Here is a 4,521-nt window from a genome sequence, read left to right as displayed (position 1 = left end):
GGGTCAGGACAGCCCCCCGGGGCCGACGGCGAGGACCCGTCCGCGGATGGTGGTGTCGCCTCCGTCCGTCATGTCCGCCCAGGATAGGAAGGCACTCTCCTGAGTGCCGGGGCCGAACACAGCGGCCGCACTCAAGTGGAAGCGGTTGCCGTCGGTGCCGGAGCTGACCTGGGCCTTGGGCCCGATCTCAAGCTGGGAGTCCGAGCACAGCTGGGCCATCACGAGCGGCACGGTTGTGAACGTGTCCGCGCTCTTCTCCACCCAGGCGAGGACGAAACGCCCGTCCGGCAGCGCTGTCAGGGCCGGTGCACTTCGGTGGAAGTGTTTCGGCGAGCCTGCGGAGGCGCTGGTGATGACGTCGCCGTCCCCGTTCGGGTCGAAGACACTGGCCACGGCGGTGGTCTGGAGGACACCGAGGTCGCTCGGCACGGTGGCCTTGATGTGCGCGACGACGAACCGCCCGTTGTCGAGGGCTGTCAGCGCGCTCCGGCCCGCGAACCCGGAGACGTTGGCGCGGACCTCACCCGTCCGGGGCGTGCCGTCGAATGAGAAGGTCCGGTAGACCAGCCCTCCGCCGCCCACCGGCTCGCCATTGGTCCAGGCGATGACGTAGGCCCCATCCCCGCTGCTTAGCAGTGTCACGGCCGCGTCGCGGTGGAACGCCGGGGTGGTGTTGACGGCGATCTCGGGGCCCTTCTTCTCCCCCTCGGGAGAGAACCGTTGGGCACGGATGCGCTTCTGCTCGCCGGCGCCCGTCCAGGTGACCAGGCAGCCGCCATCAATCATTCGGGTGACCGTGGGCGGGAAAGCCGGGTCGATGGAGTCGGTGTTGACCTGGGTCGGCGGGCCGGAGGGCTGCCCGTCGAAGAAGCGCCGCAGGACGACGGCGGGGGTGGGCGGGGGCAGGTTGAACGGCTGCTCGATCCAGACGACAAAGGTGTTGAGGCCGACGGAGTCCAGGAAGGGCCACCGCCGGTTCGTATTGCCGCCCGGTGCCGTCTCGGCGACGAGGAATTCGCTGCCGACCTTCGCTCCGGCGGAGTTGACGCTCTGGCCCTTGATACCGGCGTCGCCGTCGTCCGCCCACAGCGCCGTGAATTGTGAGCTGCTGATCAGCGCGTCGGTGCAGGGCTGCGACTGGCCCCCGGCGGTGGACGTGTTCACGACAAAGTCGGCCATGATTGTTCTCCCTGTTTCCAATGCCCACGCCACCTGCGGCACAGACCTTCCCAGCACAGCCGTCCTACTGTGCGCCCGCAATCGGAAGGAGGCCATCCAGGGCCGGGCCAGGCCGGGGCGACGCCGTCGTCGCGGCGGTCAGGAACCACCTCGCCGCCCGTCCCGGCGGGTCGGAGGTGGTACGTAGGGGAAGGGGCCGGCGTTGATGGCCGTCACGTGAGTGCTGCCGTCTCGTAGACGGTGATACGGAGAGGGGGCACCTTCCCGTTCGGGCTGGGTATACCCCGCCCCTGCCCCGTGTGCACCGCCCGCTGGCCTGCCGTCGGCGCCGGGGTGCCCCTCTTTTTGGCGTTTGGGCGCCTGCGGTTCTGCAGCGGCAGCGTCAGTCGTCCGTGGCCGTGTCGGCTCCGGTGTCTTCGTAGGTCAGGCGGAAGTATCGGGGTCCCGGACAACCCGTTGATGCGCCGGGCGGAAGGGCTCCAGCGTCCCTGCCCCCGTCGCCGCGAGCACGGAGGCGTGCGGGCGGAAATCCGCCCTGGTCGAGCTGGACGATTGCGGTCCGTTTGTTGAACGGGCCGGCGCTGAGGGTGATGCCGACGGTGTAGTTGCCCCCCTCGCGGGCGAGCCAGCGGTGGACGACCTTCATGGGCTTGGAATCCTCGGCCCCCATCTCCGAAGATGATCACGCGCCTGTCGGGAGGACAAGAAGGTCTCAACTCGACGCGGCGGGCCGGGACTCATAGAAGGGGTCCGCGTCCGCAGCTCGTTTCGCAGAGCGCCCCGGGTTGCCGGGCGGCAACCCGGCAGGGCCGGCCCCGTGAGTGCGGGCCGTGCCGCCTCCGCGGAATTGCGCGCCGAACTCGTACGCGCCGAAAGGCAGCTCGCGATGGACCGCTCCCCGGGCGCGCTCGCCGCCGTGCTCACCGGCGGACAGGAGATGCAGGCCGTGACCAGGACCTCGCGGCCGTCGACCGCACGCTGCGGATCATGGAGCGCCGCGCCCGGCTTCTCGGCTTCCTCGGGACGTTCAGCAAGGAGCGCTTCGACGAGCTCGGGGTCCGGTCCCTGCTCGGGAAAGGACTCGGCAAGCCGGGATAGGTCTGCCATGTCCGCGCCGTCGCCCTCTCACCGCCAACGGCCTTGCACTCGCCGCACCGGGAGCAACCCGTAAGCGGGACCAGTGCCATCCGCGCCGACACCAAGGAGGAATGTTCGGAACTCCTCCGGCAGCCGCACCTTCATCTGCGCCTCGAGCTCTGCGAGCTCGGCGTGGCTGAGCGGCTGCTCCACAACCCATCTGTGCCCCAACGCCCCGAACACTTCGCTGCTCGCGGCGGACACGCCCAAAGCCTCGACCCGTTGACGGATGCTCGCCCAATGCTGATCACTCATGGGGCACAACGTAGGTGCCGCCACCGACCTTGACGCCGACGGGCCCCTCCTGGAAGCCAGGTGGGGCAAGTTCGAACCGCTGCTACCCGGGGCAAGATGAAAGCTGTCACAGCGGTGCCACGAAGACCGTCTTAGACCCAGGAGCATCACGGCACACAAGGGGGAGTCGGCGAAGGGTTGCCGGTTGCCGACCTTGCGTAACACCAGCTCTCGTAGGTCCTGTACGCGGGGGACTCGCGCCCGGCCTAGCGGCGCTGGGAAGCTTGACGCCGGCTACGTGGCTGAGTGCCATGAATACGGACCGAGGGGGGCGGGATGAACGACGAGGACAGCGACACCGCGAGCCAGGGCGACGTTCCCCCACGGCGCCCGGGTTCCTCAGATTTCCCAGGCACATTCTGGACCGTGCTCCTCGCGCTGCTTGTACTGGGGCTGTTCCTGTACGGCGTCACACGGGGTGAGGGTAGCGGAGGGCACCCCGACGGGTACTCCGGTTGGCACTGAGCGGAGGCCGCGGACACCTCCGCCAGGGCCTCGGCGGGACACCGTTGTCGGCGTACGCCCGAATGTGCGCAGGCCGGTACAGGGTTACGTACGCAGGCCGATGAGGAATCAGGGGAATGGCTTTCGGGCGTGTACGTGAGAAGGGATTACCCCGAATCGGGTTACGTCGGGCCGGGGCCGCCGTCGGGCTCGTCCGGACCTTGGGCTGGCCGAACACCGGGACGCATCGACAGCCCGCGCGTGGAGCGATGTGATGCGGCGAGCCCGCCGCCGGGGCATATGTGCCTGCTGCGGTTCGAAGTCGCCGTTACGGGAGCTGCCCGGCCCGCGGCCTGCAGGGCCGTGCTCCTCCTGGCCGAGGTGCTCGGCCTTCACTTACGGGGCCCGTACGCCAGCGGGTGACCTCCGGCTCGCCCTTGTCGGGGCTGCGCGGAGGCGTCGGCGCGGTTCGTCAGCCGCTGGCGCCGTACGCGCCGCCGGGCATGGCGGGATCGAATATCGAGGACACGATGAGCCTTCTGCGGGGCAGGGCGGGCCGGACGAGGTGTGAGGCGCATCGTCAGTCCGGGCGGCAGGCGTCGGTGGGGGCGATGGCCTGGTTGACGCGGTCGCCGATGGCGCGCAGGGTGCGCTGCTGGGCCTGGGTAAGGGGGTCGAAGACGAGGCGGCGGACCTCCTCGACATGGCCCGGGGCGGTGGCTACGACCTTCTCCCAGCCCGTTTCGGTGAGGATCGCCAGGGTGTAGCGGCCGTTGTCCGGGTCGGGGGTACGGCGCACCCAGCCCTGCTTCTCCAGGCGCTTGACCACGTGGGACAGGCGGGACAGCGAGCCGTTGGTGAGGACCGCCAGCTCGCTCATGCGCATGGTGCGTTCGGCGGGCTCGGACAGGGTGGCCAGGACTTGGTACTCGAAGTGGCTGATCTGGGCGTCGCGCAGCAACTGTGCGTCCAGCGCGTTCGACAGGTTGATCACCATGGCGGTCAGGGAGAGCCAGGTCTGCCTCTCCTCGGCGTTCAGCCAGCGGGGTTCATGCGTGTCCATGACCGCATCCTAGCTTGATCCTTCAACTCAAATCTACCCTCCACGCTTGACGCTTCAAGTTGAGCGCGCTAGCTTTTGACTTGAAGATTCAAGTCAATGGATGGGAAGTGCCCTGATGAACACCGCCCTGTGGGTCATTGCCAGTGTCCTCGCGCTCGTGTTTCTGGCGGCCGGGCTGATAAAGATCAGCCAGTCGCGCGAGAAGCTGTCCGCCTCCGGCATGGCCTGGACCGCGGACTTCTCCCCGGGGACCGTCAAGACGGTCGGCGCTGTCGAGGTGCTCGGCGCCTTGGGGCTGGTCCTCCCGGCAGCAGCCCGGAACCGCTCGGAAACCCGGCCGCCACCTCGCAGGCCGAGTCGTCCTGGCCGACCAACCTGACCCGTGAGGAGCGCAAGAACCTCAA

4 protein-coding genes are annotated in these 4,521 nt (G+C 68.8%); 1 reads left to right on the top strand and 3 read right to left on the bottom strand.

Annotated features, from left to right (window positions below; all coding sequences use genetic code 11):
• Positions 1-3: 3 nt before the first annotated feature.
• The 3 genes from ACFWRO_RS36970 to ACFWRO_RS36960 all read right to left on the bottom strand — a co-directional run bounded on the left by ACFWRO_RS36970 (position 4) and on the right by ACFWRO_RS36960 (position 4,117).
• Positions 4-1,179, bottom strand: a complete 1,176-nt coding sequence (locus tag ACFWRO_RS36970) for a hypothetical protein (protein ID WP_384519069.1) — start codon at positions 1,177-1,179, stop codon at positions 4-6.
• Positions 1,180-2,304: 1,125 nt separating this feature from the next.
• Entirely contained in the window at positions 2,305-2,571 is a 267-nt protein-coding gene (locus tag ACFWRO_RS36965; protein WP_384519067.1) for an SMI1/KNR4 family protein, read from the bottom strand.
• A gap of 1,063 nt (positions 2,572-3,634) precedes the next feature.
• Positions 3,635-4,117, bottom strand: coding sequence for a MarR family winged helix-turn-helix transcriptional regulator (locus ACFWRO_RS36960; protein ID WP_384519064.1), 483 nt, complete (start codon positions 4,115-4,117; stop codon positions 3,635-3,637).
• A gap of 115 nt (positions 4,118-4,232) precedes the next feature.
• Here ACFWRO_RS36960 and ACFWRO_RS36955 point away from each other — a divergent pair, with 115 nt between their 5' ends.
• Positions 4,233-4,496, top strand: coding sequence for a DoxX family protein (locus ACFWRO_RS36955; RefSeq protein WP_384519061.1), 264 nt, complete (start codon positions 4,233-4,235; stop codon positions 4,494-4,496).
• Positions 4,497-4,521: the final 25 nt, after the last annotated feature.

It is taken from the genome of Streptomyces sp. NPDC058579 (assembly GCF_042718575.1).
Lineage (GTDB): Bacteria > Actinomycetota > Actinomycetes > Streptomycetales > Streptomycetaceae > Streptomyces.
The sequence above is the reverse complement of the archived record's forward strand: the minus strand, read 5'-3'. Positions and strand labels throughout refer to the sequence as shown.